This is a genomic window from Campylobacter concisus, assembly GCF_002165815.1.
Lineage (GTDB): Bacteria > Campylobacterota > Campylobacteria > Campylobacterales > Campylobacteraceae > Campylobacter_A > Campylobacter_A concisus_BH.
Map to the genome: position 1 here is coordinate 1 of NZ_NDYN01000009.1, position 25,540 is coordinate 25,540.

The following is a 25,540-nucleotide window of genomic DNA, read 5'->3' on the forward strand; positions in this document are numbered from 1 at the left end:
TTTAAAATTTCATGAACGAGTAATTTCGGCTCTAAAATTTGAGCTAAGCGATAAGCGAAGCCAAATTTTAGTAGTCAATTCTTGCGAGTGAATGAAAGTTTAAAATTTGCAAAAAAGATTTATTAAATTTCTAAATTTGCTTTATCAAAAAAGGGGATAAGGGGACTTGAATTACGGTCTGCTTGCAGTTGCGAGCTAGTGAAGCAAAGCCGTCTTTATCCCTCTTTTGCCTCTCTCTCACCAAATTTATGCTTGAGGAGGACTTTAAATTTAATCTATAAAAATAATTAAGATATTTAATAAAATTTACACTATTTACCAAATAAAACATAATTTTCATCCTATTATATGTGTTACTTTTCTACTCAACTATTTAAATAAATTTATAATTTATTTTTTTAAGATTTACTTGTAAAATACCTATAGATATGTAAAAAAATTGCTTTAAGTTATCATCTTACTTCTTTTATAATGGGCTATTTATATAAATTTTCTTAAACTAATATGTAATTTTATATCTTAAGTTTATTGAAATTTTTATCTACGTAAATCAGGAGTAAATAAGCTTTTCAAAGCTAATATCCATATAACCTTGTTTTAAATCTTTGAAGGAGAAAAAATGAATCGACGAGATTTCATCAAAAGTGCTGCAGCTAGTGCTGCTTGTGCTAGTGCTGGCATCGCTGTGCCAAGCTCGCTAAGTGCGGCAAACGAAGCTGAAAAAGGCTGGCGTTGGGATAAGGCTGCCTGTAGATTTTGTGGAACCGGATGTGGCATCATGGTTGCTACAAAAGAGGGCAAGATAGTAGCTGTAAAAGGCGATCCAGAAGCACCAGTAAATCGCGGTCTAAACTGTATCAAAGGCTACTTTAACGCTAAGATCATGTACGGCGAAGATAGGATCACTCACCCACTTTTACGTGTAAATGAAAAGGGCGAATTTGACAAAAAAGGTAAATTCAAGCAAGTAAGCTGGAAACAAGCATTTGACGTAATGGAAGCTCAGTTTAGAAAGACTTATGACGAGCTTGGACCTCACGGCGTTGGCGTGCTTGGCTCTGGTCAATACACTATCCCAGAGGGCTATACAGCTGTTAAGCTTATGAAAGGTGGCTTTAGAAGCAATAGCATCGATCCAAACGCAAGACACTGTATGGCAAGTGCGGTTCTTGGTTTTATGCAAGTTTTTGGTATCGATGAGCCATCAGGCTGCTTTGATGACATCGAGCTAACTGATACCATCATAGCTTGGGGCGCAAATATGGCTGAGATGCACCCGATCCTTTGGGCGCGTGTGAGCGATAGAAAGCTTAGCGATCCTGATAGAGTAAAGGTCGTAAATTTAAGCACTTACTCAACTAGAACATCAAATTTAGCCGATATTGAGATCATTTTTGCTCCGTCATCTGATCTTGCGATCTGGAACTACATCGCTCGCGAGATAGTCTATAATCACCCAGAGATGATAGATGAAGAATTTGTTAAAAAACACTGCGTCTTCACAGCTGGCCCAGTTGATATCGGATATGGTCTTCGTCCAGACATCCACCACAAAAAATATGCTCCAAGCGAGCTAGACACAGCTGCGACTGAGAAGTCAAAGGTGTTAAGCGAGGCTGAGGGCGTTACGCTTTCTTACCTTGGCCTAAAAGCTGGCGATACGCTAGAAAATAAAAATGCTGCAAAAGCTGGCGATCACTGGCAAATAACATTTGAGGAGTTCAAAAAAGCTCTTGAGCCTTACACACTTGACTTTACAGCTAAGGTAGCAAAAGGCGATCCAAACGAAGATATCAATGAATTTAAGAAAAAATTAAAAGCACTTGCTGATCTTTACATCGAGAAAAATCGCAAAGTCGTGAGCTTCTGGACTATGGGCTTTAACCAACACCAACGCGGCACATGGGTAAATGAGCAAGCTTATATGGTGCATTTCTTACTTGGCAAGCAAGCACTTCCAGGCTCAGGTGCCTTTTCTCTAACTGGCCAACCAAGTGCGTGCGGAACAGCAAGAGAGGTTGGAACATTCGTTCACCGCTTGCCAGCTGATATGGTTGTCGGCAATCCAAAACACAGGGAGATCACTGAAAAACTTTGGAAACTACCTGCTGGCACGCTAAATGCCGTACCAGGCTCACACTATGTAAAAATGATGCGTGATCTTGAAGACGGCAAGGTTAAATTTATCTGGGTTCAAGTAAATAACCCATGGCAAAACACTGCAAACGCAAACCACTGGATCAAAGCAGCCCGCGAAATGGACAATTTCATCGTCGTAAGCGACCCTTATCCAGGAATTTCTGCAAAAGTAGCTGACCTTATTTTACCAACTGCGATGATTTACGAAAAATGGGGCGCATACGGCAACGCCGAGAGAAGGACACAGCACTGGAGACAGCAAGTGCTCCCTGTTGGCGAAGCGATGCCTGATATCTGGCAGATGCTTGAGTTTAGTAAGCGCTTTAAGCTAAAAGATGTTTGGGGTGAGAAAAAAGTAAATGACAAAGTGACACTTCCAAGCGTGCTTGAAGCTGCAAAAGCTATGGGATATAGCGAAGAAGATACGCTATTTGACGTGCTTTTTGCAAATGAAGATGCTAAGAAATTTAGCGCAAACGATCCGATCATGGAAAACTATGACAACACTGAGGTCTTTGGCGACAGCAGAAAAGTGATCGGCTCAGATGGTAAAGAATTTAAAGGATATGGATTTTTCATCCACAAATATCTTTGGGAAGAGTATAGAAAATTTGGTGTTGGCCACGGTCACGACCTAGCTGACTTTGACACTTACCACAGAGTAAGAGGTCTAAGATGGCCAGTCGTTGATGGCAAAGAGACTCAGTGGAGATTTAACACTAAATTTGACCCATACGCTAAAAAAGCTGCTCCAAATGATAAATTTGCATTCTACGGCAACAAAAACGCAGCCCTTCCAACAGGCGATCTAAAAGGCGTGAAAAATCAAGAGAAAACTCCTCTTGCAAACAAAGCAAAAATTTTCTTCCGCCCTTACATGGATCCATGCGAGATGCCAAGCAAAGATTATCCATTCTGGCTATGTACTGGCCGTGTTCTAGAGCACTGGCATACAGGCACGATGACTATGCGTGTTCCTGAACTTTATAGAGCCGTCCCAGAGGCGCTTTGCTACATGCACGAAGATGACGCTAAAAAACTTGGCGTGCTTCAAAACGAGATCGTTTGGGTTGAGTCACGCCGTGGCAAAGTAAAAGCAAGAGTAGATCTAAAAGGTAGAAATAAGCCACCAGTAGGTCTTGTCTATGTGCCTTTCTTCGATGAAAACGTATTTATAAATAAAGTCTGCCTTGACGCTACTTGCCCTATCTCAAAAGAGACTGACTATAAAAAGTGCGCGGTTAAAATTTACAAGGCGTAAAAGTGGCTGATATGGAATTTTCAAGTAGGCGTGAAGCTTTGAAATTTGGAGCTAAGGCAGCGATCTTAGCTCTTGGCGGAGGCTTTATATGGTCACTTAGTGCCAAAGCCTCACCGCTTATACTTCTTAGACCGCCTGGTGCGAAAGCGGAGAAGCAGTTTTTGAAAAGCTGTATTAGGTGTGGGCTTTGCGTAGAGGCCTGTCCATTTGATACGCTAAAACTCGCTACTCTTGAAGATGGCATAAGTATTGGTACGCCTTATTTTGAGCCTAGAAAAATTCCTTGTCATATGTGCGAGCATATCCCTTGCGTGCCAGCCTGTCCGACTGGGGCACTGGACGCAAATTTAGTTAGCACAGCTGGCAAACTCGATATCAACAAAGCCAAAATGGGCGTTGCAGTGGTCGATATGAAAAACTGCGTAGCATACTGGGGCATACAGTGCGACGCTTGTTATAGATCTTGTCCGCTCATAGATAAGGCCTTGTATCTTGAGTATCGCCGCAACGAAAGGACGCAAAAGCATGCGTTTTTACTCCCAGTAGTTGATAGCGATATCTGCACAGGTTGTGGCGTGTGCGAGCGAGCCTGTATCACCGAAAAAGCAGCCATTACCGTGCTAAACCGCGAGGTTGTGCTTGGTAAAGTTGGCGATAACTACGTCAAAGGCTGGATAAAAGAAGATGAAAGGCGCGTGGATGATGCCAACAGCAAGATAAAGCTCGACATCAAAAAGGCGACTGACTATCTAAATGGCGGTGAGCTATGAAATTTTTAATCTTAAGACGAATAACTCAAATTTCCATCCTAGTGCTATTTATCCTAGGAAATGCTTATGGAGTTAAGATACTTAGCGGAAATTTAAGCTCATCTTTGCTTTTTGGACAAATTCCACTAAGCGATCCATTTGCGGTGCTTCAAATTTTACTAGCAAGCTTTAGCGTAGGCATAAATGCAATAATCGGTGCGATCATCGTCTTTGCATTTTACGCGCTCATCGCCCCAAGAGCGTTTTGCTCGTGGGTTTGCCCAGTAAATTTACTAACCGACATTGCTTACAAGCTAAGAGAGAAATTTGGCTTTAAGGGCGAGAAAATTTTAAACGTAAGTAAAAATTTGCGCTACTACTTGCTAGCACTTGCTCTTATATTAAGCCTAGCTCTATCGCTGCCAGCATTTGAGAGCATTAGTTTTATAGGCATCATCCAGCGCGGCATCATCTACGGCTCAGCTAGTGCCATTGGTATCGCTCTTGGCATAGTTGCCTTTGATATGTTCGTGCTAAAGCGTGGAATTTGCTCACACGTCTGCCCGCTTGGTGCATTTTACGCGGTGATATCAAAATTTGCACTCATCAGAGTAAAACACGACGCAAATGCCTGCACAAAATGCATGAAATGCAAGCTCATCTGCCCAGAGGTGCAAGTGCTAGATATGATCGGCAAAGAGAGCCGCGCGGTTAGTTCAAGCGAGTGCATAAGCTGCGGTAGATGTATCGACGTTTGCGGTGACGGGGCGTTAAATTTTAGTATTAGAAATTTAAGGAGAGAAAAATGAAAATGAAAATAATGGCGCTTGGAGCACTATGCGCTGCCTTTTTAGCGGCATGTGCATTGAATAATCCAAGCATTAGTGATTCGCAAATCGGCCTTAGAAATGTCGATTTGTTAGATGATAAAGACGTTGTTTTAAAAGACATCAACTACACAAAAGAGCCAGCAGGTATGGCAAAGAGATTTGATAGATCTTTTGAAAATGCACCTCCATTTATCCCACACGACACTGAGGGTTTGGTGCCTATCACAAAAGATTCAAATATGTGCGTAACCTGCCACATGCCTGAGTTTGCAAAAGATAGCGGAGCTACTCCTATCCCAGCTTCTCACCTTTATGACATCAGAAACAAAAAAGATCTTGCAGGCAAGCTTGATGATGAGAGATATAACTGCACAACTTGCCACGTCGAGCAACAAAATGGCGTAACTCAGCTTGTTGGCAATAAATTTAAGCCTGACTTTAGAGATAAAAACGGCTCACATAAGTCAAATTTACTAGACGTTTTAAATGACGGCGTTAAGTAATGCAAAGCAGGCGAGAGCTTTTTAGCAAAATTTTGGGGGCAAAACCTGCTCCCAAATTTATAAATCCACCATTTTTTAGCGGTGAATTTGACTGCGCAGGATGCGATGCTAGCTGCGTAAGTGCCTGTGAAAAAGAGCTTCTTAGCTTTGAAAATGAAAGAGTTGTTTTTAAAGTTAAAAAGCTAGGCTGCGACTTTTGCGAAGAGTGCGCGAAAGCTTGTCAAAGTAGCGGTCACCTGGCACTAAGCTTAAACTCGCCAAAGAGCATAAACGCAAAGGTTAGCATCAACGTCGCTAGCTGCCTAGCGTGGAATGACACGATTTGCTACAACTGCCTTGATGCTTGTAAATTTAAAGCGGTTGAGTTTCTTGGTGTTTTTCGCCCTATAATCAATCAAAATTGCGTAAGCTGCGGCGAGTGCTTTGATGTTTGTTTTAAAAATTCGCTTGAGATGGAGGCTTTATGAGAGTTTTATTTTTTCTTTTTTGCTTGTTAAATTTTATCTTTGCAAATGAGATCACAACGCCTATTAAAGAGATAGAAGCTAGTGCAAATGTGCTTAACACCACGCTGATAAATGGCAAACTTTTTATCGCAACTGATGGTGGCACGGTTGAAATTTACGATCCAAAAGAGTCTAAATTTGACGAGATCATCAAAATGGATGATACAAAAACCTACGTTAGCGACCATGAGAGGCCAAAAATTTTAAATGTCGATGAGCTAAATGGCAAGATACTCATCCTAAGCGAGGGCGACTACGCTACAAAGGTGCTTTATATAAGAGAAAATGGGCAGATGAAAAGCATAAATTTAACAAATCAAGCGATAAAAAAGGCTCTATTTTTAGATGATGAGCACGCCATTCTTGCCTCAATCAGCAATGAAATTTACTTTTTAAACCTAAAAAGTGGCGAAATTTATGATAGTTTTAAAATATCAATCGCAATGCTCTCAGACATGGAGATAAGCGAGAACAGAGGCACGCTAGCCATTGCCTGCGAGAGTGGAAAGGTCTATTTTTACAATGTTCGCACTAAAAAAATGGACAAAATTTTAGATATCCACACTGATAATATCTACGACATAGCATACAAAAATGGTGTCATGATCAGCGGAGGCACCGACAGGATCACTGGGATATTTTCAAATGGAAGCCTAAAAAAGATAAATGCTGGCTTTTTGGTTTATGGCGTGGGGCTTAGTACGGACGGCAAGATCGCTGCATATATGAGCGATGAGATGAGCGATGTAAATTTAGTTGATAGTGCTAGCCTGGAAAATATCGCGATGCTAAAAACTGGGCAAAGCACGATAAATAGCATAGTTTTCATAAGCGACAACGAGGTTGTGACCTCTGCTTATGAGAAGAAAATTTTATTTTGGAGAGTTAGATGAATATTTCAAGCCTGATAGTCTATACGGATAATAAAAATGAGAGCGTCAAAAACGAGATAAGCAAGCTAAAAGAGTGCGAGATCATCACTGACACAGAAGATAGGATAGTGGTGGTCGTTAGCTCAGAGAGCATCGAAGATGAGATCAGAGTTTTTAAGATGATAGAGGGCATTAGCGGTGTAGTGAGCGTTGCGATGGTTTATAGCTACCAAGAAGACGCTCAGGAGAATAGAGAGAGGCTTGAAGCAAACGGCAAGATAAGCGAAATTTTAACAAGCGATGACGTAAAAGCCGAAGATATCGCATATAGCGGTAGCGTGCATTATAAAGTGAGGTAAATTTAATTTAAAGCAATAAACCGCATGCAGTGCAAAGCACTGAAGCATGCTACTTATAACGTCGTAGGGGTTAGGGGATCGTTAAGGGGGAAGGGAGCGACTTCGTAATTCAAGCCTCTTCCCCCTTAACAAAGAAATAAACATTTAAATTTGATTAGATTGCTTTGCAAATTTTAAAACTCCATTCACTCGCAAGAATTGACTACTGATTTTAGGTCTCGCAAAGCTTGCACTAAAATCAGAGCCGAAATTACTCGTTCATGAAATTTTAAAATTTGTAAAAATAGCAAATTTCTATTTTTGAAATCTCAACTTTAAATTTATAAACTCTTTTATCCAAAAGGGAGACAAGGGGACTTGAATTACGAAGCCGTCCCCTTATCCCCCTTTTTAAATCCCCCCAATCCCCTCGCACGTTAGAGGTGGCATGCAATTGTGCTAACGCACCGCATGCATTTTTGTTTAAGCTTTTTGATTATTAAATTTAAAGCAATTGGATAAAAATTAAATTTAAAAATATACAAATCCCAACCCAGTCTAAACCAGGTTGAAATTTATGAAGATTTATGAAGCAGTTTGATTAAAATTTATTCTTTCTTACTTCACTTACTATAGTCTTTGCCATGTTATCAACATCGCTTGTTACTTCATTAGCCCTATTAGCAATTACAACATTCTCTTTTGTTAGATTATCTATTTGAGCAACTGATTGATTTATCATATTTATACCTTCACTTTGCTCTTTTATTGATTCACTCATCTCATTTATTGATTGAGCTAATACATTTGTATTTGCTTCTATCTCTCCTAGAGATTTTTGAGTTCTTTCAGCTAGTTTTCTAACTTCATCAGCAACAACTGCAAAGCCTCTGCCATGCTCTCCTGCACGTGCTGCTTCTATTGCAGCATTAAGAGCAAGTAAATTTGTTTGATCTGCTATATCTCTAATGATAGTTATGATGTTTTTAATCTCATCACTTTGTCTTATAACATCAGCTGTCTTTTGAGAGATGGCATTCATTGAGCTACTCATTTGTTCTACTGCAGCAGCAGATTCTTGAAGTGAGCTTGCTTGTGTGCTAGCACCTTGTGTAAGCTCTTTCATAGCTGAAGCCAAGGTTGTAGCCTTTTCTTCAAGCATCTTGGCATCATTTAAATTTGAGTTTAGCATAGTGCAAATTACTTCACCCATATTTGATACTCCAAGTATCATAGCCTTTAGATCAGCCTCTAGCTCTTCATTTATCTCAACCTTTGCTGTAAAGTCGTTTTTAGTATATGAGCTAAGAACATTTGTTATGCCCTTTAAATTTGCTGAGATAGATGTAAAGAATTTATTTAGTAACTCTTTTAGCTCATTTAGTGATGGATTGTTTGGGGTTGAGCCTATCTTTGCTCCAAGGTTTCCTTTGATCATCAAATTTGCTACCTTATTTAGCTCATCTATCATAGTGCTATCTTTTTTGATGCCAGCTACGACTTTATCGATGTTCTCATTTATCGCCTTACTCATCTCACCAAATTCGTCATTTGATCTTACCTCTAGCTTGCTTGGTGCTTTTGCTTCGTAAGTTACAAATTTAAATAGATCATCAAGTTTAGACTGGATAGTTTTTATAGGGTTAAGAGACTTTTTAAGTAAGAAATAGACAAATGCTGAGAGGATAACGATAAATAGCACTGCTAGGATTAGCTGGATCTTTAGGAGGGGCATAGTATTTGACGTAAATACATCTTTTTGCATGGCAGTTATAGCTAGCCAGCCACGATCGTTTAGCTCTATAAAGTCAGCATATCTATCCTCACCCTTTGTGTTTTTATAAGCAATTAGACCGTTTTCATTAAATTCTTTATTTTTATATCTAGCGACCAGCTTGCTTGTGGTTGGATTGTCTTTACCGACTAGATCTTTGTCAGGGTGGATGATGATCTTGCCATCTTTATCTATCACGTAAGCATAGCTATAATCAGTCTTGCTGATACTCATGATCTCTTCACTGAGACTTGAAATATCAGCATTCATGGCAGCGACACCTTTATCACCGATAGGTGCTGAAAATGCTATCATCATGGCATTTGAGCTTGATGATTTATAAGGATCAGAAAAAGTTGCTTTTGCGCCTTTTGCGATCTTATACCAGTCTCTTGTTCTTGGATCATAGCCATTGTCTTTTGGCATCTCATTTTTACCATTTGAGCGGTACATCGCACCATCGCTCTCATATCCAACAAAAATTCTCTCTATCTCAGGCGATACGATAAGCTTGCCTGTGCTTAAAATTTCATTTATCTGGCTTCTGTCCTCTAGCTTTTCTAGCCTTTGGGCGATGCCATTTGCGGCATGTGTATTCTCGTCAAAAAATGTATTCATAGCGTTTTTTACATCTTTTAGAATTTGACGTTGAGATTGGATTACTAGCTCAATGGTTTTGTTTTGGGCAGTGTAGTAACTAGCGGCTGACATAGCCACAAACGAGATACATAGAGCAACTATTAGCATTAGTGCTATTTTATTGGTGATTGACTTCACACGGATTCCTTTACATATGATTTGCATTGTCGCAATATCGGCTAGTTTAAAAAGAATTGTATAGCTGTTTAAGAAGTTTTTTTAAAAAATAAGAAATTTTGATCTAAAAGATAAATTTATGGTCTATCTTTTATCAAATTTAAAAGATTCTCTCTGATATTTTCACTAGTTAAATTTGAAATTTCGCCGTAGAAATTCCCCTCTTTATCTAGCAGATAGATAGCAGAGCTGTGAGCGACAGAGTAGCCCATAGCAGAGTTTTTAAGATGCACTTTTTGGTATTTTACGCCGTAGTTTTTAGCAATTTTTGGCAGATCGTTCATCTTTAGTCCGTCTGCATCTTTATAGAAATTTTTTGCCATTAGGGTTAAATTTTCGGGCGTATCACGCTCAGGATCAAGAGTGATGAAAAGTAGCTCAAAGTCATCTCTTTTTAGTTTATTTAGCTCATCACCCAAAAGAGAGAGCGTGGTAGGGCAGACATCGGGGCAGTAAAGATAACCAAAATATATCGCTTTATATTTGCCGTTATAGTTTTTAAGGCTCACTTCGCCATGCTCTGAAAGCGCCTTAAAATCATACTTGTTTGGCTTTATAAAAAGCATCGCAAGACCAGCACATATTAAGATTATTATTAAGCCCCAAAGTGTCTTTTTCATCATTTGCCCTTACATTTTTAGATCAAGATCGACAAAAAATCCAGTATCTTTTTCGCCATCGAGCAGCTTAAATCTATACCTCATAAGATCGACCACACAAGCACTTAGCACGACTTGGGCTACTAGGTTATCGCCTCTTTGATCAAGCCTTGCCTTTATGGAACCCATGTTCATGTTTATGCCATCGATTACAAGATTTGGATCTTTTAGCCCTAAATTTTTGCCATTAATGATCTTAAAGCTAAATGGCCTCATCGCAAAGATCGGTCTTGGCGAGATGTCTATCTTTAGCTTAACGCCATTAAATTTCACCTCGCAAGCATCTTTGTTTAGATCGCATTTTAGAGGATCAAGCGATGTATTTACATCGGCAAATTCAGGTGGATCCTCTTTGCTGACCATAAATTTATGACCTATCCAAAAAGCGCCTGCTACGATAAAGATGAGTGAAAAAATGATTAGAATTTTTTTCATTATTTAAAGTTTTTGGTTACTCCGATATTATCAAGTTTGATGCTCTCGCCGTTGCTAAATTTAAGCTCCAGATCAACCTTGTCGCCATCTTTTATAGGTCTATTTAGATCCATAAGCATGATGTGAAGACCGCCAGGTGCTAGCTTAGTCTCGCCATTTTTTGGGATAACAGCGTCTTCAACTTGAACCATAGCCATCATGCCATTTTCCATCTTGTGAGTGTGAATTTCAGTGCTTTTACAAACACTTGAATGAACGCCAACTAGCTTTACATCGGCATTTGAAGCGTTTTTGATATTCATGAAAATAGCGCTATTGTTTGTGCCAGGCTTTGTGTCTCTTGCTCTGACATTTTCTAGGCTGATGTCAGCTGCCATTAGTGTAGAAGCCGCAAGCAATGCACCAAAAACAAGTTTTTTCATATTTTTTCCTTTATGGTAAATTAATAATGGTTTTCAGATTATACATATAAAGAAACTAAAATTCCCTTTAAAATTTAAAAATTGAAATTTTTTAGGTTATAATTACGCACTAAATTTTACTTTTTGGGACACTTCACTTGAAAAAGATACTATTTTTCTTCATCGCGTTAGCGCCTTGTCTTTTTGCCCAAAATTACGAAGAAATTTACTTAAAAAATGGCCCATCTGCCGTCATAGAAGCCATTGAAAAGAACATTTTAAGTAAGGACTACTGGCTGAACAAGCTCAAAGACAAGGACGTTAGATACGGATATTACGACAACGAGATACTTCTAAGCGTGGTTGATAAGACTGACAAAGAGCTTGAGGTCATCTCTTATAAAGACGGAGTTACAAAAAAACTCTTTAGCTCAAGCGTCATCGTTGGCAAAAATGGCGACAAACTGCTTGAGGGCGACCTAAAAACGCCAGTTGGTGTCTATCAGCTCACACGTAGATTTACGCCAAATGACAGATATCTTGGCCCACTTGCTTTTTCTCTTTCATATCCAAATTTACTTGATAAACTTGCAAAACGTAATGGCAGCGGCATCTGGATACATGGCTATCCGCTCGATGGTCAAAGGACAGATGAGCTAAAGACAAAAGGCTGCGTGGCTATGCAAAATGACATTTTGATGAAATTTGACGAAGTTATAGACCACAAAAAAACACTCGCATTTATCTACGAGGACAAGCGTCCAGAAGCAAGCGCGAACGATATAGCGGTGATCATCTCTGGAATTCTTAACTGGAAGAAGACTTGGAGCGAGAGTGACATCGATAGCTATTTGAAATTTTATGATAAAGATTTTGAGCGATATGACGGCATGAGCTTAGAAAATTTTAAAAATATGAAACGAGCGATCTTTTCTAAAAAAGAGAAAAAACATATCGCATTTTCAAATTTTCTCATCACACCTTATCCAAACCTTAAAAATGACAAGCTCTTTCGCGTGAGTTTTTATGAGGATTACGCTGCTGATACGCATAAATTTGCAGGTCAAAAGACCCTTTATGTCAAGCTTTATGGCGATGAGATGAAAATTTTTATAGAGGAGTAGAAGTGGAAAAATCTCAAGAAGTAAAAGAGAAGATAGAGAAAATTTTAGAGGCGAGGTCTGCATTTTTTGCTGAGCTAGACCGCCAAGTGCCAAAGAAAAATGGCACTGACGTCTTTGACTTTAGCAAGGTCAAAGAGGCTGATCTAAAAGAAATTTACGCTAAATTTTACGCATTTGACTACAACGTAAGAAAGCTCTTGCCTGACGTTTATAAAGCTTATGATGTGAATTTCAATGTCTGAGATACGCTTAAACAAAGCAGCTTATATCCACAATCTAACTAAAATTTGTGATAAGGCTGGCGGAAAAGAAAAAGTGATCGTCGTGCTAAAAGATAACGCTTATGGGCACGGTGCAAGGCTCATAGCTAGCGAGGCTAAGAAATTTGGCATAAGAAACTGCGCTGTAAAGAGCGAATTTGAAGCCAATGAGATCGCTGATATCTTTGAAAATATCTTGATCCTTTCGCACATCCCAACAGGCGATGAGAGCGCTAAATTTACCTACGCCATAAACGACATAGACGCACTTTTAAAGATAAAAGAAAATACAAAAATCAACCTCGCCATCGACACTGGCATGCATAGAAATGGGCTTGATATAAGCGAGCTTGATTATGCATTTGAAATTTTAGCTAGAAGAAATTTAGAGCTTCTTGGCGCTTATACTCACTTTCGCGCAAGCGATGAGCTAAATGCTGATTATTTCGTGCAAAGAGAAAACTTTAACGCCGCAAAAGCGAAAATTTTAGCTCTTTGCGATGAGTTTGGTATAAAAAAACCGATCTTTCACTCTCACAACTCAGCCGCCCTTGAAAGAGCTAGCGCGGTTGAAGATGAGATGGTGCGCGTGGGCATCGCTCAGTATGGATATGCTCAGTTTAATGGCTCTTTAAATTTAAAGCCAGTGCTTTCACTTTGGGCAAAGCGCGTTAGCAGACGGATTTTAAAAAGTGGTCAAAGCGTGGGATATGGGGCTAAATTTATAGCTAAAGACGATATAAACGTCGCTACTTACGACCTTGGATATGGCGACGGACTGCTGAGATACAACGGACTTGGCGAGCTAAGACTTGCAAATGGCGAGATGGTACTTGGCAAAATTTCGATGGATAGTTTTAGCTGTAAAGATAGTGGCGAGTGGGTATGTGTATTTGAGGACGCAAATGTCTGGGCTAACTTTTTTGGCACGATAAACTACGACATCTTGGTCAAGCTCTCGCCAAATATCACTAGAAAATTTATATAAAGGTAATATGTGAAAAAGATCGTTTTATTAGCTCTTGCAAGCCTTGCTTTTGGTGTGCAAGAGAGTGAGTTTAAAGTCTATGAGCAGATACTAAATCAGCTTGATACAAAGCAGATCCCAGCCTTTGTCGTCCAAACTGCAAAGCCAAATTTGCCAAGCAGGGTCGATGAGATGATCACGCTAAAAGATGTAAGTAGCGACGGGCTAAACATACATGGCGAGTTTGTCTTAAACGAGACTAAGACAAAGAAGCTAAAAGGCTACAACAAGGCACAAATTTCGGCTTTAAAAGATGAATTTTATCAAAACGGAAAAGAGGCGCTTTGCAACTCAGGCATGGCAAGGGCTGCGCTAAATCGCGGCATCACACTAAGTGGTAGCTATGGCTTTGAGGGCAGACATCTTTTTGATTTGAAGCTGGATAAGAGTAGTTGCGAGTAGCCATTTTTGCGCTGTTTTTTTGCTCGCTAGCTCTGGCTCTGACGCCAGATATGGCAGCGAAAAATCACGCAACATACTACAAAAAAAAGCTCCCATTTATCTGTACGCCAACACTTACGCTTAATGATATCTTAAATGTGGGCGATACGCTCATCTACAGATACGCCGTCAAACACGCAAGAAAACAAGAGATCAAAAGGCTTGAAGAAAAAGAGCTTTTGGAATTTATCGAGGCTATAAAAAAAGAGAATTTAAGAACCGCCTGCAAGGACAAAGAAATTTTAAATATGCTAAGCATCGGCGTTAGCCTGGATGAAATTTTCTACTCAGAAAACGGCGAACTAATCTTTGAATACACCATAAAAGATGAAGATTGCAAGAAACTGCAGTGAAATTTGGGGTTAAATTTCAGTTTTTGGGTTTTAAATTTGATTAGATTGCTTTGCAAATTTTAAAATCCTGCTCACTTACCTTAATAAAACACCAAATTTTGAGCTGAGATATGAACATTTGCAAATTTTAAAATTCCATTCACTCGCAAGAATTGACTACTAAAATTTGGCTTCGCTTAACGCTTAGCTCAAATTTTAGAGCCGAAATCACTCGTTCATGAAATTTAAAATTTAAAGACAAAAAAGAAGATTAGCCCAAATTTACTAAGGGCTAAAATTTTACATGCCTCTTTTTATCTCTTGCTCTAGTCTTTGAAGCTCAGCGATCCTGTCGCTAGTGCTAGGGTGCGTTCTAAAAAGCACACCAAGCTTGCTAGTTAGCGAGCCAAATGGATTTACGATAAACATATGTGCGCTTTGCTCGCTTGCGTTTTGCATAACGTAAGAATTTGAGTAGTTTTCAAGCTTTCTTAGCGCGCTAGCTAGCCACTCTGGGTGTCCTGTGAGATAGGCTGCGCCTTTGTCTGCCTTATACTCGCGCTCCCTTGAGATCGCCATTTGGATGATCGTAGCAGCTAGAGGCATCACAACAGCGATGATTAGCATAATTACTGGGTTGGCGTTTCGCTGCGAGTTTTGATTTTGACCAGCTACGGTGCCTATCTTGGCGAAATTTGCGACCATTGCGATAGCCCCAGCTAGTATGGCTGCGACTGAGCCAGTTAGGATGTCATAGTGCCTTACGTGGCTTAGCTCGTGAGCTAGCACGCCCTCGATCTCGTTTTCATTTAAAATTTTTAAAAGCCCCTCGGTTACTGCGACGGCTGCGTGGCTTGGGTTGCGGCCTGTGGCAAAGGCATTTGGCACCTCTTCTGGGATGATGTAAATTTTTGGCATCGGCAAATTTGCCTTTTGTGTGAGGCGTGAGACGATCTCGTAAAGGCCGTGAGCGTTGCTCTCATCGACTGGGATGGCGTTATATCTTTTTAGCACGAGCTTGTCGCTGAAAAAGTAAGAAAATAGGTTCATGCCAGCTGCCATCAAAAAGGCGATCATCATGCCTTGTTCGCCGCCCACGTAGCCGCCAACAGCGATGAAAACTAGCATCAAAGCAACCATTAAAAAAGCGGTTTTGAAAATTTCCATTTTTGTCCTTATTCTTTTATAGCATTTGGCAGGATCGCTGTATCGATCTCAAATTTCGCAAGCTCGCAAAGGCTTGTTTCACTTTGGATCAAAACGGCGATAAGCGCGTCAAATAGGTAGTTTTGCGCAACTTTTGCCATATCTTTTGCTAGCGTAATATCGGCAATAATAAATTTTGCTCCAGCGGCGTTTGCGATGATAGCTTCGTTGATATCATTTGCGATGATGCTAAAGTTTGCTCCAACTTCTAGCGCCCTTTTTATCAAATTTCTATCAAATTTAAAGAGATTTTGCCTGCCGCTTAAAATTTCATCTTCGCTTTTGCAAAGATATAATGGCTCAAATTTGATCAGCTCATCACCCAAAATTTTCATATCTCACCCTTTATGCACTCTTTACAGATGTATTTTCCGTCCCTTAGCACCATTTGGTCGATGTCGCTAAAGACACCGCATTTGCTGCACTCTTCGAAGTTGCTGGTGCTTATCTTGTCGCTTTTTTTTCTATTTTTAAAAAATATAATGTAAATCGCAACCAAAATCGCTACAAAAAGCAAGTATTTCAACGTATCTCCCCTCGGTTTTTGAGATTAAAATATATGTAGTTTCTGTTTTTTTCATTATAAATTTGCGCGTCGATGCCTGAAATTTCATCCATGACGCTTGAGCCCTTATAGATGAGAAATTTAGTATTTTCATCATAAAATCCCTCACAAATTTTTATAAGCTCTTTTGTCTTGCTAAGCGCCCTTGAGGTTATGAGATCTGCTATAAATTTATCTGCAAGCTCGATCTTTTGGCTATGAACTTCTAAATTTTGCAAGCCAAGCTCGATCTTAGCGTAGCTTAGAAATGATGACTTTTTGGCTATCGGCTCAAAAAGGTGCCACTTCGTTTGAGGCATCGCAAGCGCTAAAAATATCGCTGGAAAGCCAGCTCCACTACCAACATCGATCGCCGTTTTGGCGCTTAGGTCAAAAATTTCAAGCGGCTTTATGCTATCAAGCACTTGCTCGCTTATATCTTTATAGTTGCTTAAGCTATGAACCTTGTTAAATTTAGCAAAAATTTGAGCGTAAGCCTTTACTTTTTCGTCAAATTCAGCTGGCAAACAGAGCTCATTTTTCATCTAATATGTGCCCCATTTGCTCTTTTTTGACCTTTAAGTAGTCTTCGTTAAATTTATTTGGTTTTATGACGATAGGCACGCGTTTTACGATCTTTACTGAGCTTAGTCCGTGAAGTTTTAAAGGGTTATTTGTGAGTAAATTTACCTCTTTTATGCCGTAGTGATTTAGGATAAAATCAACCACTTCATACGTCCTCTCATCGGCCTTAAAACCTAGCTGGTGATTGGCTTCAATGGTGTCAAAGCCCTTGTCTTGGAGGCTATAAGCGTTTATCTTGTTTAAAAGCCCGATATTTCTGCCCTCTTGACGCAGGTAGATGACCATACCGCCATTTTCTTCGATATATTTTAGGCTCGCTTCGAGCTGGTCGCGGCAGTCGCACTTTAGGCTTCCGATCGCATCGCCAGTTAGGCATTCGGAGTGAATTCTAAGATTTACTACTTCACTTAGAGGCTCTTTGTAGATCACAAGGTGCTCTTTTGCCCCCTCTTTGAAGGCTTGAACCTTATAAGTGCCAAATCTTGAGGGTAGATTTGCGGCGTTTGAAATTTCTATTTTCATTTTAAATTTACTCCAACTGTGCTAAACTAGCTAAAAATCACGCATTTTAACAAAGAAAAGGCAAAAATATGTTTAAACGTTTTAGAAGATTAAGAATAAATCCAGCTTTAAGAGAGATGGTAAGAGAGACTAGCCTTAGCGTAAATGACTTCATCTATCCGCTCTTTGTGGTCGAGGGCAAAGGCGTTAAAAACGAGATCGCTTCGATGCCAGGCGTCTATCAAATGAGTATCGATGAAATTTTAAAAGAGTGCGAAGAGATAGTAAATTTAGGCATAAAATCGATCATTTTATTTGGCATACCAAGCCTAAAAGATAGCGTTGGTAGCGACGCACTAAGCAACGACGGCATCATCGCAACTGCGCTTCGTGCCATAAAAGATAAATTCCCAAATTTAGTAGTCGTCACCGATCTTTGCTTTTGCGAATACACAGACCACGGCCACTGCGGCATAATCGACCACGTGCATAACACCATCGACAACGACGCAACGCTTGAAATTTCAGCCAAGCAAGCCTTGATACACGCTCAAAATGGTGCCGACATGATCGCACCAAGTGGCATGATGGATGGCATAATTGCAACGCTAAGAGAGACACTTGATAGCAATGGCTTTGAAAATTTACCAGTGATGGCGTACTCAACTAAATTTGCCTCAGCCTACTACGGACCATTTCGTGACGTGGCGCAAAGCGCACCAAGCTTTGGCGATAGAAAGAGCTATCAAATGGACAGCGCAAACCGCTTGGAGGCGATCAACGAGAGCTTGCAAGACGAGGCGCAAGGCGCTGATATCTTGATGGTAAAGCCAGCGCTTGCCTATCTTGACATCGTTAGAGAGCTAAGAAATTTGACACTTCTGCCACTTTGTGTCTATAACGTAAGCGGCGAGTACGCACTGCTAAAAGCTGGCGCAAAAGCCGGCATCATCGACTACGAGCGTGTTATGATGGAGACATTAATCGGCTTTAAAAGAGCAGGGGCAAATTTGATCATCACCTATCACGCAAAAGAAGCGGCTAAAATTTTAAGGGGCTAAGATGAGGCACTTTTTGACGCTAAATGACTTTAGTAAAGACGAAATCGAGCAGATGATAAATTTAGCCCGCAAGATCAAAAAAGAGGCGAAGGCTAGAGAATTTAAGCCATATCTAAAAGATCAAAAGCTTGCGATGATATTTGAAAAAAGCTCGACTAGAACTAGAGTGAGCTTTGATGTAGGCATGCATGAGCTTGGTGGATATGCGCTATTTTTAAGCAAAAATGACATACAAATAGGTCGCGGCGAGCCTATACGTGACACCGCTAGAGTGATAAGCAGGATGTGCGACATGGCTATGCTAAGGGTCGATAAACACGAAACGCTAGAAGAATTTGCTCAATTTTCAAGCGTGCCAGTGATAAATGGCTTAAGCGATAAATTTCATCCAGTGCAGCTCATGGCAGACTATCTAACTATGCTTGAATTTAGCACAGGCGAGAAGGTCGCATACGTAGGGGACGGCAACAACATGACTCACTCGTGGCTCATGCTAGCAAGCAAACTAGGACTTGAGCTAAGGGTCGCTACGCCAAAAGGCTACGAGGTGGATGCTGAAATTTTAAAAATGGCCAATGAAAACGCAAAAATTTCAGGTGCGAAAATTTTTATCACAAATGATATAAAAGAAGCGGTAAATGGTGCCGATGTAGTGACTACGGACACTTGGGTATCGATGGGGCAAGAGGCCGAGAAAGAAAAGAGGCTAAAAGACTTTGCTGGATACTGCGTGGATGAAAATTTGATGAGTTTAGCTAAAAAAGATGCGATATTTTTGCACTGCTTGCCAGCTTATAGAGGCTACGAGGTGAGCGAGGCGGTCTTTGAAAGGCACGCGGATGAAATTTTTAGCGAGGCGGAAAATAGACTTCATGCACAAAAGGGCGTGATGGTCTGGTTAGATGAGAGAAGAAGATGAGTGAAGAGAAAAATATATATGATGAGATAGATGAGATCGGTAATAACCTTGGGCTAAGCGAGCCTGAAAAAACGGTCTTTGAGATAGTTTCAACGAAAAATCCAAACGAGCACATTTTAAATTTAAAAAGTGGCTCTTGGGACTCGAAAGAGCCGTGGTTTGGTATTGATGAAAATCAAAATTTACACACGGTCATTTCTGTACAATCGTTCTCAGCTTTGATAGAGGCCTTAAAAGAGTCGCAAAAAGAGAATTTTGACCTAAGGCTTGAAAAGACGATCTGGCAAAATATCCCAGTTGATTTTAGCGATGTTTGGGTGGTTGCGATGGATGAGATCAAAAAGATAGCTCACGATAAAAAGAGCAGGCAGTTTAACATCGACCTTGATAAGCTGGTAAAAAATATCAAAAAAGAGCATCCAAATTTATTTGTAGATATAAAAGAGATGATCCAAATGGCAAGGAGCAGGGCAGATGATTGATTTTAGTGCGTATGTGAAGTATTCAAGGCCAGGGCCAAGATATACGAGCTATCCGACAGCACCGGAGTTTAGTGATAAATTTAGCTATGAGGCTTACGTAAAAGAGCTTGAAAACCGCGATAAAAAAAGGCCGCTTTCGCTTTATTTGCACTTGCCATTTTGCAGGAGTGCTTGCTATTTTTGTGGCTGTAACGTCATCTACACGAGCAAAGAGGACCGCAAAGAGAGATATATAAGATATATAGAAAAAGAGCTTGAAATTTTGGCTCGCCACCTAGATACAAGCACCGAGGTCTTGCAGATGCACTTTGGTGGCGGCACTCCGACATTTTATAACGCGGCTCAACTTGATGAGATTATCAAACTTATCAAGGCTAAATTTAAAAATTTCTCAAAAGAGGCTGAGATAAGCTGCGAGATAGATCCGAGATTTTTGACAAATGAGCAGCTTGATGTGCTCATATCTCACGGCTTTAACCGCATAAGCTACGGCGTGCAAGACTTTGATGAGAAAGTGCAAAAGGAAATTCATAGAATTCAGCCCTATGAGATCACTCAAAATGCCGTAAAAATGGCTAGGCAAAAGGGCATAAAATCAATAAATATGGACCTAATATACGGTCTGCCATATCAAAGCCTAGAGAGCTTTAAAAAGACGCTTGAGCTTGCTCTTACGCTTGATCCTGATAGGCTTGCAGTATTTAACTACGCTCACGTGCCATGGATAAAAAAGTCGATGCGTAAATTTGATGAGACAACCCTGCCAAATCCAGAAGTGAAGCTTGAAATTTTAAAATTTACAGCTGAGTTTTTAACCAAAAATGGCTACAAAATGATAGGAATGGATCACTTTGCAAAGCCAAATGATGAGCTTTTTGGCGCTTTGGCAAATGGTACTTTGCATAGAAATTTCCAAGGCTATACGACAAAGGGTGGCGCTGATCTTATCGGCATAGGTATCACAAGTATCGGTGAGTGTAAAAGACACTACGCGCAAAATCATAAAGATATGGATGAGTATGAAAAAGCGATCGATAGTGGAAAGTTGCCATACGCAAAGGGAATTTATCTAAGCGATGAAGACTTGCTTAGAAAAAGTGTAATCATGAGTTTGATGAGTAATTTTGGGCTTAATATCAAGGCAGTCGAGGATGAATTTCATATAAATTTCTTTGAACATTTCAAAAATGAGCTTGAAGAGCTAAAGAATTTAAGTGAATTTGTCGATGTTACGACAGATAAAATCAGCGTAAATGAGACTGGAACGCTGATAATACGAAATATTGCAATGTGCTTTGATGAGTATCTTAAGAAAATTCCAGAGAATTTAAGGCGATTTTCTAAGACGATATAAAAATTATTTTTTTGTCATAAGGTATTTAAAATACGTTTAATATTTCTTGGTGTATAATTCGCACTAAAAGTCGAGCCAAAGCTTGACAATAAAAAGGTAAAAGGATCTAGTTATGAAAAAGATGTTAGCAATTAGTGCTTTGGCCGCAGCAACGTTGCTGTCTGCTCAAGATGTCCCTTATAGGATTTTTCTAGCTTCATTTGCTCAAGATGATAGCGCTGCTAGAATCGATAGTGCTGTTAGCAAAGTAAACAGCAAAATATCAGATAGCAGACTAACTACTGGCGTTTATGAAGTTGGTGGAAGAAAGTTTTTATATGTTGATACAACTCCAGTTTCTGAAAATGAAGCTAATGAGTTGTTAGCTAAAGTTCAAAATGAGTCAGGTTATAAAGATGCTTTAATGAGAGCTAAGTCACCTGTAACAAATGCTCAATCAGCTAAAAAATCTAATATAGAGCAAACTATATCAGCAGAGCCTAAAGCATCAGCTACAACACAAGCTGATGATAGTGTATTGACTTTGGATCAAGTTGTAAAAACTATTTTAAATGAAAATCCAAGCTTAAAAGCTACAGAATTTAACTACTTACAAGTTGGCAAAGATCTAAAAATAGCTAAAAATGCCTACTATCCAACACTTGATGCAGCTGCTAGAGTAGGATATGAGAGAAAACGTCTTGATGATGGCATCTCAACAAGAAGAGGCGATGGCAGAGTATCTGGCGCATCTTTAACTTTAGTTGAAAACCTTTATAATGGTGGTGCTGATAAAAATAGAATCAACTCTCAAAGCGCAAGACTTGACTCAGCTGCTTACACAGTAGCTCAAGCTGCAGACAGACTAGCACTAAGCGCTGCAAATGCTTACCTACAAGTACTTCAAACAAAGAGAATTCTTGACATTGAAGAAGAAAACGTAAAAAGCCATGAAGAAATTTATAGCCAAATTAAAGATAGAGCAAGATCAGGTTACGGCGTAGCTTCTGAAGAGAGACAAGCTGGATCACGCTATACTTTGGCTCAATCAAACTATATAGCTGCAAAAAATAACTATGAAGATGCACTTTCTACATTTGAAAAACTATATGGAAGAAAAGTTGCAGCTAAAAACCTAGTAATGCCTGAATTTAACCTGCCATTACCAAGCACTAAAGAGGCTGTTTACGACAAAGCTGTTCTTTGTAACCCAACACTTCTAGTTCAAAGATCAAACATCGCTATGGCAGAGTCTGTTGTAAAAGAGAAAAATGCACCATTCTTACCAAAACTAGATCTTGTTGTGTCAGGTGCTTATGATCACTCAAATGTTTTATATGATGATTATGAAGAGCAAACATTTGACGCTCTTTTAAGACTAAACTATAACCTTTATAACAAAGGTAACGATAAGCTAGATAAAGAGAAGAGCCAACTTGCTGTTCAACAAGAGCAACAAACTATGGACAACCTTGTAAGAGAGCTTAAAGAGTCTTTAGAATTCTCATGGCAAAACTATGTTCTTAACCAAGAGAAAATGGGCTACCTAAATCAACACGTTGAGTATGCGAAAGCTACTCTTGATGCATATCAAGATGAGTTTAGAATCGGTCGCCGCGACCTTATCAACCTACTTGATGCAGAAAACGAGTACAACACAGCTTTAAAAGAGATAGCTACAACTGAGACTGCACTATCTTATGCAAAATATAGATTGCTAGATAACATGGGTATGGTTTCAGATAGTTTTGAGCCAGGCTTTGCTAAGAGATATATTCAAGGCGCTTGCAGTATTCAAAACGACTTAAGATAAAAATTTAAAAAGTGATGACCATGAGGGTCAAAACAAAATTTTGGACGCTTACTTTAAGCGTCCTTTTTTCGTTATTAGCATTAAATGCTGTCGGGGATTTTATAAAACAAACAACGATAGCAAAGGTGGCTAAAATTTATGGAGAAGATGCAAGAAGAAGGGCGTCGGCATTAAATTCTTTAATGACTTCATTGCAAGATGCAACCGAACAAGAGAAATTAATAAAAGTAAATGATTTTTTTAACTCTTTTAGGTGGGTTGATGATATGCAACTTTGGCATAAAAAAGATTACTGGGCTACCAGAATGGAATTTGTAGGAAAAGGCGCTGGTGACTGCGAAGACTACGTTATCGCAAAATATTTCACACTAAAGCAACTTGGAATTCCAACTCAAAAATTATACTTCACATACGTTAAAGCCTTAAGATACAACCAAGCACATATGGTTTTGGCATATTATGATACACCAAAGTCTATTCCATTAATTTTAGACAACATAAATGGTAAAATAAAAATCGCAACTCAAAGAACAGACCTTGTGCCAGTTTATAGTTTCAACGGTGATTCGCTATACTTGGCAAAACAAGAAGGTCTTGGTCAGGCAATACCAGGTGGAAATCAAAAACAAAATCCTAAGTGGATGGAACTAATAGATAGGATAGGAAAAGAGGATTTATGACGCTATTTAAACAGATTATGATCGCTGTGATAGCTTTTGGCATCGTGATTTTTATGGCTGTTGGCTACTTAAATTTTAAGAGCCTAAATGGATACATCAACGACCAGCTCGGTGAAAACGCAAGGCACACAGCAAATTCACTTGGACTTGCCCTTAAGCCTATAGTTGATCCTGAGGATATGTCTTTAGCGCAAACGATGATAAATTCTATGTTTGATAGCGGCAGATACAAGCTCATTAAACTTGAAGACGTCGATGGTAAGGTGCTTATAGAAAATTCTCAACAAACTATCGTTAAAGATATCCCTGAGTGGTTTTACAAGATCGCTAAATTTGAAGCACCAGTTGCAACTAGCGAGATCATGACTGGCTGGGCCAAATTTGGCACGCTTTATGTTCAAGGTAGTACAGCACTTGCTTACAATGAGCTTTACTCAAACTCAAAAAATATTTTTAACTTTCTAGCTTTAATGATCATCATCGCTCTTATCGTGGCATTTTTCGCCCTCAAGGCGATATTTAGACCACTTGTTAAGGTTCAAGATCAAGCTGAAGCGATACTTGATAATAAATTTATCATTCAAAAGAGAATTCCATTCACAACTGACCTTAAAAAGATGGTGCTCGCCATGAACTCGATGGTTAGCAAGGTTCAAGACATATTTGAAAGAGAAGCCGCAACACTTAGCAAGTATCAAGAGCTTTTATATAAAGACTCTATGAGCGGCACTTATAATAGAAGATTTTTCCAAACTAAATTTAGTGAGTATTTAGCAAGTGAAGAGTATTCAAGCGGTGTTGCATCACTTGTTAGCTTTAAAGATTTAGCAGGGCTAAAAGGCGTTCTTGGCTTTGAAAAATGGCAAAGTGTCATCATAAAAATAGCCCAAATTTTACAAGAAAAATCTACCGAAAATGACCAAAATGCGATCGTTGCAAGGTTAAATGACAACGACTTTATCTTGCTTTCTTACGGTAAAAACTCATCAAATTTCTCAGCTTTAGACGATAAGATCATGGCTGAGCTTAAAAAACTCTATGCAAATTTCTCTATAAATGATAGCGAATGCCCAGTTAATGCTGCTATTGTCGAGTATTCACCAAGCACTGACATGAGGACACTACTTACTTCAGCTGACGTTACTTTGGCTAGTGCAAGACTGGCTGGCTGCTTTACTTGCAAGGAATTTAATGCAAATCAAAACACCCTAGTCATCGGTAAAGAGAAATATAAAGAGCTTATCTTTGATTCTATAAAAGAGGATAAATTTAAATTTGCAGCTCAAAAAGTAGTTGGTTTTGACTCAAGCTTTGAGCAGTATGAACTTTATCTAAGGCTCGTTGATAGCGAAGGCAAATGGCGTATGGCATCATACTTTATGCCAATGGTAAATGAGCTAAATTTAGGTGCGATGCTTGATCTTCATATCCTAAATAGAATCGCTAGAATTTTGCCTGAAAATATCTTGCCTCAAGGAAGCTTGGCGATAAATTTAGGAAAAGAGATATTAAGTTCGGATGAAAATTTCTCAAAACTTGAAGCTACGCTTAAGAAAATCGCTCAAATTTCAAAATCTAAAAACTATATAGAAATTCCAAACAAAGACGATATTAGTATCGAAAGTATAGTTAGACTTACTAAAAAATTGAAAGAACTCGGCTTTGGTTTTGGATTTGACCACTTTGATCTTAACGCAAAAGGCATTGAGAAATTAAAAGAATTTAATCCAGACTACGTAAAGATCCAGTCAAATGTCTTAATCGACTTTTTAAGTGATAAATCAGGGGCAAATACAAAACAATCACTAGATGTTGTTTTAAGCTCAAAAGATATCATTTTGATTGCGATCGGTGTTGAGAGTGAAGAGCAAAAGAGTAAGCTAATTGAGCTTGGCATTAAAAATATGCAAGGAATTTACATAGATGAAATCAAAAATATTGGATGATAG

At 39.3% G+C, this 25,540-nt stretch carries 28 protein-coding genes and 1 pseudogene; 19 read left to right on the forward strand and 10 right to left on the reverse strand.

The window, feature by feature from the left end:
- The first annotated feature begins 619 nt into the window (after positions 1 to 619).
- The 7 genes from napA to B9N65_RS09235 are packed head-to-tail and all read left to right on the forward strand — an operon-like array spanning position 620 to position 7,219.
- Complete coding sequence (gene napA, locus B9N65_RS09205; RefSeq protein WP_087583666.1) at positions 620 to 3,400, forward strand: nitrate reductase catalytic subunit NapA; 2,781 nt, start codon at positions 620 to 622, stop codon at positions 3,398 to 3,400.
- Positions 3,401 to 3,411: 11 nt separating this feature from the next.
- Positions 3,412 to 4,170, forward strand: coding sequence for a ferredoxin-type protein NapG (napG, locus tag B9N65_RS09210; RefSeq protein WP_374220078.1), 759 nt, complete (start codon positions 3,412 to 3,414; stop codon positions 4,168 to 4,170).
- The gene (napH, locus tag B9N65_RS09215) at positions 4,167 to 4,958 is read left to right on the forward strand and encodes a quinol dehydrogenase ferredoxin subunit NapH (RefSeq protein ID WP_087583668.1); all 792 of its coding nucleotides are present in this window, start codon (positions 4,167 to 4,169) and stop codon (positions 4,956 to 4,958) included. Before napG ends, napH begins: the two co-directional genes overlap by 4 nt.
- A complete protein-coding gene (locus B9N65_RS09220; RefSeq protein ID WP_012001478.1) occupies positions 4,955 to 5,482 on the forward strand; it encodes a nitrate reductase cytochrome c-type subunit in 528 nt (175 codons plus the stop codon). Before napH ends, B9N65_RS09220 begins: the two co-directional genes overlap by 4 nt.
- A complete protein-coding gene (locus B9N65_RS09225; RefSeq protein ID WP_087583669.1) occupies positions 5,482 to 5,949 on the forward strand; it encodes a 4Fe-4S ferredoxin in 468 nt (155 codons plus the stop codon). Before B9N65_RS09220 ends, B9N65_RS09225 begins: the two co-directional genes overlap by 1 nt.
- Positions 5,946 to 6,881, forward strand: a complete 936-nt coding sequence (locus B9N65_RS09230; protein WP_087583670.1) for a WD40 repeat domain-containing protein — start codon at positions 5,946 to 5,948, stop codon at positions 6,879 to 6,881. Before B9N65_RS09225 ends, B9N65_RS09230 begins: the two co-directional genes overlap by 4 nt.
- Positions 6,878 to 7,219, forward strand: a complete 342-nt coding sequence (locus B9N65_RS09235; protein ID WP_087583671.1) for a chaperone NapD — start codon at positions 6,878 to 6,880, stop codon at positions 7,217 to 7,219. The genes B9N65_RS09230 and B9N65_RS09235 overlap by 4 nt, the downstream gene beginning before the upstream one ends.
- Positions 7,220 to 7,799: 580 nt before the next feature.
- Here B9N65_RS09235 and B9N65_RS11470 read toward each other — a convergent pair.
- The 5 genes and pseudogenes from B9N65_RS11470 to B9N65_RS09255 all read right to left on the reverse strand — a co-directional run bounded on the left by B9N65_RS11470 (position 7,800) and on the right by B9N65_RS09255 (position 11,304).
- Positions 7,800 to 8,963 (reverse strand): methyl-accepting chemotaxis protein, encoded by a 1,164-nt coding sequence (locus B9N65_RS11470; protein ID WP_374220079.1) that lies wholly within the window; start codon positions 8,961 to 8,963, stop codon positions 7,800 to 7,802.
- A gap of 105 nt (positions 8,964 to 9,068) precedes the next feature.
- Positions 9,069 to 9,776: pseudogene (locus B9N65_RS11475) on the reverse strand (cache domain-containing protein); the annotation flags it as partial.
- A gap of 89 nt (positions 9,777 to 9,865) precedes the next feature.
- Positions 9,866 to 10,408, reverse strand: coding sequence for an SCO family protein (locus tag B9N65_RS09245; protein ID WP_087583673.1), 543 nt, complete (start codon positions 10,406 to 10,408; stop codon positions 9,866 to 9,868).
- Between the two features lie 9 nt (positions 10,409 to 10,417).
- Positions 10,418 to 10,882: a hypothetical protein gene (locus B9N65_RS09250; RefSeq protein WP_087583674.1), complete on the reverse strand. Its 465-nt coding sequence runs from the start codon at positions 10,880 to 10,882 to the stop codon at positions 10,418 to 10,420.
- A complete protein-coding gene (locus B9N65_RS09255) occupies positions 10,882 to 11,304 on the reverse strand; it encodes a copper chaperone PCu(A)C (protein ID WP_021088383.1) in 423 nt (140 codons plus the stop codon). The genes B9N65_RS09250 and B9N65_RS09255 overlap by 1 nt, the downstream gene beginning before the upstream one ends.
- A 137-nt stretch (positions 11,305 to 11,441) precedes the next feature.
- On the opposite strand from B9N65_RS09255, the gene B9N65_RS09260 reads away from it, so the two are divergent.
- From B9N65_RS09260 to B9N65_RS09280, 5 genes are read left to right on the forward strand one after another with little or no spacing between them, the layout of a single operon-like run.
- The gene (locus B9N65_RS09260; RefSeq protein ID WP_087581996.1) at positions 11,442 to 12,407 is read left to right on the forward strand and encodes a L,D-transpeptidase family protein; all 966 of its coding nucleotides are present in this window, start codon (positions 11,442 to 11,444) and stop codon (positions 12,405 to 12,407) included.
- A gap of 2 nt (positions 12,408 to 12,409) precedes the next feature.
- Entirely contained in the window at positions 12,410 to 12,649 is a 240-nt protein-coding gene (cmeU, locus tag B9N65_RS09265; protein ID WP_009294264.1) for a CmeU family protein, read from the forward strand.
- A complete protein-coding gene (locus B9N65_RS09270) occupies positions 12,642 to 13,655 on the forward strand; it encodes an alanine racemase (protein ID WP_087583675.1) in 1,014 nt (337 codons plus the stop codon). Before cmeU ends, B9N65_RS09270 begins: the two co-directional genes overlap by 8 nt.
- 9 nt (positions 13,656 to 13,664) lie before the next feature.
- Positions 13,665 to 14,096, forward strand: a complete 432-nt coding sequence (locus B9N65_RS09275) for a hypothetical protein (protein ID WP_021088382.1) — start codon at positions 13,665 to 13,667, stop codon at positions 14,094 to 14,096.
- Positions 14,097 to 14,146: 50 nt separating this feature from the next.
- Complete coding sequence (locus B9N65_RS09280; protein WP_180385146.1) at positions 14,147 to 14,488, forward strand: hypothetical protein; 342 nt, start codon at positions 14,147 to 14,149, stop codon at positions 14,486 to 14,488.
- Positions 14,489 to 14,767: 279 nt separating this feature from the next.
- Here B9N65_RS09280 and htpX read toward each other — a convergent pair whose 3' ends face one another.
- From htpX to ribA, 5 genes are read right to left on the reverse strand one after another with little or no spacing between them, the layout of a single operon-like run.
- The gene (htpX, locus tag B9N65_RS09285) at positions 14,768 to 15,634 is read right to left on the reverse strand and encodes a zinc metalloprotease HtpX (protein ID WP_087583677.1); all 867 of its coding nucleotides are present in this window, start codon (positions 15,632 to 15,634) and stop codon (positions 14,768 to 14,770) included.
- 8 nt (positions 15,635 to 15,642) lie between these two features.
- Positions 15,643 to 16,008: a hypothetical protein gene (locus tag B9N65_RS09290; RefSeq protein ID WP_087583678.1), complete on the reverse strand. Its 366-nt coding sequence runs from the start codon at positions 16,006 to 16,008 to the stop codon at positions 15,643 to 15,645.
- On the reverse strand, positions 16,005 to 16,199 hold the full coding sequence (locus B9N65_RS09295; RefSeq protein ID WP_087583679.1) for a hypothetical protein: 195 nt from the start codon (positions 16,197 to 16,199) through the stop codon (positions 16,005 to 16,007). The genes B9N65_RS09290 and B9N65_RS09295 overlap by 4 nt, the downstream gene beginning before the upstream one ends.
- Positions 16,196 to 16,762: a 16S rRNA (guanine(527)-N(7))-methyltransferase RsmG gene (gene rsmG, locus B9N65_RS09300; protein WP_087583680.1), complete on the reverse strand. Its 567-nt coding sequence runs from the start codon at positions 16,760 to 16,762 to the stop codon at positions 16,196 to 16,198. The genes B9N65_RS09295 and rsmG overlap by 4 nt, the downstream gene beginning before the upstream one ends.
- Complete coding sequence (ribA, locus tag B9N65_RS09305) at positions 16,752 to 17,324, reverse strand: GTP cyclohydrolase II (RefSeq protein WP_087583681.1); 573 nt, start codon at positions 17,322 to 17,324, stop codon at positions 16,752 to 16,754. Before ribA ends, rsmG begins: the two co-directional genes overlap by 11 nt.
- Positions 17,325 to 17,392: 68 nt before the next feature.
- On the opposite strand from ribA, the gene hemB reads away from it, so the two are divergent.
- From hemB to B9N65_RS09340, 7 genes are all read left to right on the forward strand, one after another.
- Entirely contained in the window at positions 17,393 to 18,364 is a 972-nt protein-coding gene (gene hemB / locus B9N65_RS09310; RefSeq protein ID WP_087583682.1) for a porphobilinogen synthase, read from the forward strand.
- A gap of 1 nt (position 18,365) precedes the next feature.
- The gene (argF, locus tag B9N65_RS09315; RefSeq protein ID WP_087583683.1) at positions 18,366 to 19,283 is read left to right on the forward strand and encodes an ornithine carbamoyltransferase; all 918 of its coding nucleotides are present in this window, start codon (positions 18,366 to 18,368) and stop codon (positions 19,281 to 19,283) included.
- Positions 19,280 to 19,765: a DUF2603 domain-containing protein gene (locus B9N65_RS09320; RefSeq protein WP_087583684.1), complete on the forward strand. Its 486-nt coding sequence runs from the start codon at positions 19,280 to 19,282 to the stop codon at positions 19,763 to 19,765. Before argF ends, B9N65_RS09320 begins: the two co-directional genes overlap by 4 nt.
- Positions 19,758 to 21,119 carry an oxygen-independent coproporphyrinogen III oxidase gene (gene hemN / locus B9N65_RS09325; RefSeq protein WP_087583685.1) on the forward strand — a complete coding sequence of 454 codons (1,362 nt, stop codon included), beginning with the start codon at positions 19,758 to 19,760 and terminating at the stop codon, positions 21,117 to 21,119. The genes B9N65_RS09320 and hemN overlap by 8 nt, the downstream gene beginning before the upstream one ends.
- Before the next feature lie 112 nt (positions 21,120 to 21,231).
- Positions 21,232 to 22,911: a TolC family outer membrane protein gene (locus B9N65_RS09330; RefSeq protein ID WP_087583686.1), complete on the forward strand. Its 1,680-nt coding sequence runs from the start codon at positions 21,232 to 21,234 to the stop codon at positions 22,909 to 22,911.
- A 20-nt stretch (positions 22,912 to 22,931) separates the two neighbouring features.
- Positions 22,932 to 23,591, forward strand: coding sequence for a transglutaminase-like cysteine peptidase (locus tag B9N65_RS09335; protein WP_087583687.1), 660 nt, complete (start codon positions 22,932 to 22,934; stop codon positions 23,589 to 23,591).
- Positions 23,588 to 25,537, forward strand: a complete 1,950-nt coding sequence (locus tag B9N65_RS09340) for a bifunctional diguanylate cyclase/phosphodiesterase (RefSeq protein ID WP_087583688.1) — start codon at positions 23,588 to 23,590, stop codon at positions 25,535 to 25,537. The genes B9N65_RS09335 and B9N65_RS09340 overlap by 4 nt, the downstream gene beginning before the upstream one ends.
- The last annotated feature ends 3 nt before the right edge of the window (positions 25,538 to 25,540 follow it).

What these genes read in the sequence shown, in the direction of transcription:
- napA (WP_087583666.1), top strand. Translation starts at nt 620, where the DNA reads ATGAATCGACGAGATTTCATCAAAAGTGCTGCAGCTAGTGCTGCTTGT.
- napG (WP_374220078.1), top strand. Translation starts at nt 3,412, where the DNA reads ATGGAATTTTCAAGTAGGCGTGAAGCTTTGAAATTTGGAGCTAAGGCA.
- napH (WP_087583668.1), top strand. Translation starts at nt 4,167, where the DNA reads ATGAAATTTTTAATCTTAAGACGAATAACTCAAATTTCCATCCTAGTG.
- B9N65_RS09220 (WP_012001478.1), top strand. Translation starts at nt 4,955, where the DNA reads ATGAAAATGAAAATAATGGCGCTTGGAGCACTATGCGCTGCCTTTTTA.
- B9N65_RS09225 (WP_087583669.1), top strand. Translation starts at nt 5,482, where the DNA reads ATGCAAAGCAGGCGAGAGCTTTTTAGCAAAATTTTGGGGGCAAAACCT.
- B9N65_RS09230 (WP_087583670.1), top strand. Translation starts at nt 5,946, where the DNA reads ATGAGAGTTTTATTTTTTCTTTTTTGCTTGTTAAATTTTATCTTTGCA.
- B9N65_RS09235 (WP_087583671.1), top strand. Translation starts at nt 6,878, where the DNA reads ATGAATATTTCAAGCCTGATAGTCTATACGGATAATAAAAATGAGAGC.
- B9N65_RS11470 (WP_374220079.1), bottom strand. Translation starts at nt 8,963, where the DNA reads ATGCAAAAAGATGTATTTACGTCAAATACTATGCCCCTCCTAAAGATC.
- B9N65_RS09245 (WP_087583673.1), bottom strand. Translation starts at nt 10,408, where the DNA reads ATGAAAAAGACACTTTGGGGCTTAATAATAATCTTAATATGTGCTGGT.
- B9N65_RS09250 (WP_087583674.1), bottom strand. Translation starts at nt 10,882, where the DNA reads ATGAAAAAAATTCTAATCATTTTTTCACTCATCTTTATCGTAGCAGGC.
- B9N65_RS09255 (WP_021088383.1), bottom strand. Translation starts at nt 11,304, where the DNA reads ATGAAAAAACTTGTTTTTGGTGCATTGCTTGCGGCTTCTACACTAATG.
- B9N65_RS09270 (WP_087583675.1), top strand. Translation starts at nt 12,642, where the DNA reads ATGTCTGAGATACGCTTAAACAAAGCAGCTTATATCCACAATCTAACT.
- B9N65_RS09280 (WP_180385146.1), top strand. Translation starts at nt 14,147, where the DNA reads ATGGCAGCGAAAAATCACGCAACATACTACAAAAAAAAGCTCCCATTT.
- htpX (WP_087583677.1), bottom strand. Translation starts at nt 15,634, where the DNA reads ATGGAAATTTTCAAAACCGCTTTTTTAATGGTTGCTTTGATGCTAGTT.
- B9N65_RS09290 (WP_087583678.1), bottom strand. Translation starts at nt 16,008, where the DNA reads ATGAAAATTTTGGGTGATGAGCTGATCAAATTTGAGCCATTATATCTT.
- rsmG (WP_087583680.1), bottom strand. Translation starts at nt 16,762, where the DNA reads ATGAAAAATGAGCTCTGTTTGCCAGCTGAATTTGACGAAAAAGTAAAG.
- ribA (WP_087583681.1), bottom strand. Translation starts at nt 17,324, where the DNA reads ATGAAAATAGAAATTTCAAACGCCGCAAATCTACCCTCAAGATTTGGC.
- hemB (WP_087583682.1), top strand. Translation starts at nt 17,393, where the DNA reads ATGTTTAAACGTTTTAGAAGATTAAGAATAAATCCAGCTTTAAGAGAG.
- argF (WP_087583683.1), top strand. Translation starts at nt 18,366, where the DNA reads ATGAGGCACTTTTTGACGCTAAATGACTTTAGTAAAGACGAAATCGAG.
- B9N65_RS09320 (WP_087583684.1), top strand. Translation starts at nt 19,280, where the DNA reads ATGAGTGAAGAGAAAAATATATATGATGAGATAGATGAGATCGGTAAT.
- hemN (WP_087583685.1), top strand. Translation starts at nt 19,758, where the DNA reads ATGATTGATTTTAGTGCGTATGTGAAGTATTCAAGGCCAGGGCCAAGA.
- B9N65_RS09330 (WP_087583686.1), top strand. Translation starts at nt 21,232, where the DNA reads ATGAAAAAGATGTTAGCAATTAGTGCTTTGGCCGCAGCAACGTTGCTG.
- B9N65_RS09335 (WP_087583687.1), top strand. Translation starts at nt 22,932, where the DNA reads ATGAGGGTCAAAACAAAATTTTGGACGCTTACTTTAAGCGTCCTTTTT.
- B9N65_RS09340 (WP_087583688.1), top strand. Translation starts at nt 23,588, where the DNA reads ATGACGCTATTTAAACAGATTATGATCGCTGTGATAGCTTTTGGCATC.